A 3,427-nucleotide genomic window follows, 5' to 3' on the forward strand; every position below is an offset into this window, starting at 1 on the left:
TGAAGCCAATCAATGATGCGCCAGTATTGGTTGATGACAACAATAATCCACTGGGTAGTGACATTACTGTCACGACTGATGAAGAAGTCGCCGTGAGCGGTCAACTGTCTGCGACAGATGTTGATGGTGATAGCTTAACCTTCACGCAAAGTTCTAACCCGACAAATGGTCAAGTGACGGTTAACACTGACGGTACGTGGACTTACACACCAAACAATGATTTTAACGGTGATGATAGCTTTAACGTTGAAGTCAGTGATGGTAAAGGTGGTACCGACACCATCACCGTGAATGTCAAAGTTAATCCAATCAATGATGCGCCAGTATTGGTTGATGATAACAATGATCCATTAGGCAGTGACATTACTGTTACGACAGATGAAGAAGTCGCAGTGAGCGGTCAACTGTCTGCGACAGATGTTGATGGCGATAACTTAACCTTCACGCAAATTTCTAACCCGACCAATGGTCAAGTGACGGTTAACACTGACGGTACGTGGACTTACACACCAAACAATGACTTTAACGGTGATGATAGCTTTAAGGTGGAAGTCAGTGACGGCAACGGCGGCACCGACACCATTACCGTGAATATCAAAGTTAATCCAATCAATGATGCACCAGTATTGGTTGATGATAACAATAATCCATTAGGCAGTGACATTACCGTCACGACCGATGAAGAAGTCGCCGTGAGCGGTCAACTGTCTGCGACCGATGTTGATGGTGATAACTTAACCTTCACGCAAAGTTCTAATCCGACAAATGGTCAAGTGACGGTTAACACTGACGGCACATGGACTTACACACCTAAGACTAATTTCCACGGTGAAGATAGCTTTAACGTTGAGGTCAGTGACGGCAACGGCGGCACCGATACCATCACTGTTAATGTGACCGTGAATCCTATCAATGATGCGCCAGTGATTGTTGATGATAACAATAATCCACTGGGCACAGATATTGGTGTTGAGACCGATGAAGAAGTCGCAGTGAGCGGCAAATTGTCCGCGACCGATGTTGATGGCGATAGCTTAACGTTCACTTCATCGACGAATCCAACGAACGGTACAGTTACCGTCAACACTGATGGCACATGGACTTACACACCAAACAGTGACTTTAATGGCAAAGATAGCTTTAAGGTTGAGGTCAGTGACGGCAAAGGTGGTACTGACACCATCACGGTGAATATCAAAGTTAATCCAATCAATGATGCGCCAGTATTGGTTGACGATAACAATGATCCTCTGGGTAGTGACATTACCGTTACGACAGATGAAGAAGTCGCAGTGAGCGGCAAACTGTTCGCGACCGATGTTGATGGCGATAGCTTAACCTTCGCTTCATCGACGAATCCAACCAATGGCACAGTGACGGTTAACACTGATGGCACGTGGACTTACACACCTAAGACTAATTTCCACGGTGAAGATAGCTTTAACGTTGAAGTCAGTGACGGCAACGGCGGTACAGATACTATTACTGTTAATGTGACCGTGAAGCCAATCAATGATGCGCCAGTATTGGTTGATGACAACAATAATCCACTGGGTAGTGACATTACTGTCACGACTGATGAAGAAGTCGCCGTGAGCGGTCAACTGTCTGCGACAGATGTTGATGGTGATAGCTTAACCTTCACGCAAAGTTCTAACCCGACAAATGGTCAAGTGACGGTTAATACTGACGGCACATGGACTTACACACCTAAGACTAATTTCCATGGTGATGATAGCTTTAAGGTTGAGGTCAGTGACGGCAACGGTGGCACTGACACCATCACTGTTAATGTGACCGTGAAGCCAATCAATGATGCGCCAGTATTGGTTGATGATAACAATGATCCATTAGGCAGTGACATTACCGTCACGACCGATGAAGAAGTCGCCGTGAGCGGCAAACTGTCCGCGACCGATGCGGATGGTGATAGCTTAACCTTCACGCAAAGTTCTAACCCGACCAATGGTCAAGTGACAGTTAACACTGATGGCACGTGGACTTACACACCTAAGACTAATTTCCACGGTGAAGATAGCTTTAAGGTGGAAGTCAGTGACGGCAACGGCGGTACAGATACTATTACTGTTAATGTGACCGTGAAGCCAATCAATGATGCGCCAGTATTGGTTGATGACAACAATAATCCACTGGGCAGTGACATTACCGTTACGACCGATGAAGAAGTCGCAGTGAGCGGTCAACTGTCTGCGACAGATGCAGATGGCGATAACTTAACCTTCTCGCAAAGTTCTAACCCGACCAATGGTCAAGTGACGGTTAATATTGACGGCACGTGGACTTACACCCCTAAGACTAATTTCCACGGTGAAGATAGCTTTAAGGTTGAAGTCAGTGATGGTAAAGGTGGTACCGACACCATCACCGTTAATGTCAAAGTTAATCCAATCAATGATGCGCCAGTATTGGTTGATGATAACAATGATCCACTGGGCAGTGATATTACCGTTACGACAGATGAAGAAGTCGCAGTGAGCGGTCAACTGTCCGCGACCGATGCGGATGGTGATAGCTTAACCTTCACGCAAAGTTCTAACCCGACAAATGGTCAAGTGACGGTTAACACTGACGGTACGTGGACTTACACACCAAACAGTGACTTTAATGGTAGCGACAAATTTGATGTTATCGTCAGTGACGGCAACGGCGGTACTGACACCATCACTGTTAATGTAACCGTGAATCCTATCAATGATGCACCAGTATTGGTTGACAGTAACAATAATCCACTAGGCAGTGACATTACTGTCACGACAGATGAAGAAGTCGCCGTGAGCGGTCAACTGTCCGCGACCGATGTTGATGGTGATAGCTTAACCTTCACTTCATCGACCAACCCAACCAATGGCACCGTCGTCGTGAATACTGACGGCACGTGGACTTACACACCAAACAGCGACTTTAATGGTAGCGACAAATTTGATGTTATCGTCAGTGACGGCAAGGGTGGCACCGATACCATCACTGTAAATGTGACCGTGAATCCAATCAATGATGCACCAGTACTGGTTGATGATAACAATGATCCATTAGGCACAGACATTGCCGTCACGACAGATGAAGAAGTGGCAGTGAGCGGCAAACTGTCAGCAACAGATGTTGATGGTGATAGCTTAACCTTCGCTTCATCGACGAATCCAACCAATGGCACAGTGACGGTTAACACTGATGGCACGTGGACTTACACACCTAAGACTAATTTCCACGGTGAAGATAGCTTTAAGGTTGAAGTCAGTGACGGCAACGGCGGTACAGATACTATTACTGTTAATGTGACCGTGAAGCCAATCAATGATGCGCCAGTATTGGTTGATGACAACAATAATCCACTGGGTAGTGACATTACTGTCACGACTGATGAAGAAGTCGCCGTGAGCGGTCAACTGTCTGCGACAGATGTTGATGG

The 3,427-nt window shown here is 46.3% G+C and carries 1 protein-coding gene; it reads left to right on the forward strand.

From position 1 onward, the window contains the following. On the forward strand, window positions 1–3,427 hold a 3,427-nt coding region (locus C9J46_RS21090), incomplete at both ends, for an Ig-like domain-containing protein (RefSeq protein ID WP_146144680.1).

The organism is Photobacterium sp. GB-36 (assembly GCF_003026135.1).
Lineage (GTDB): Bacteria > Pseudomonadota > Gammaproteobacteria > Enterobacterales > Vibrionaceae > Photobacterium.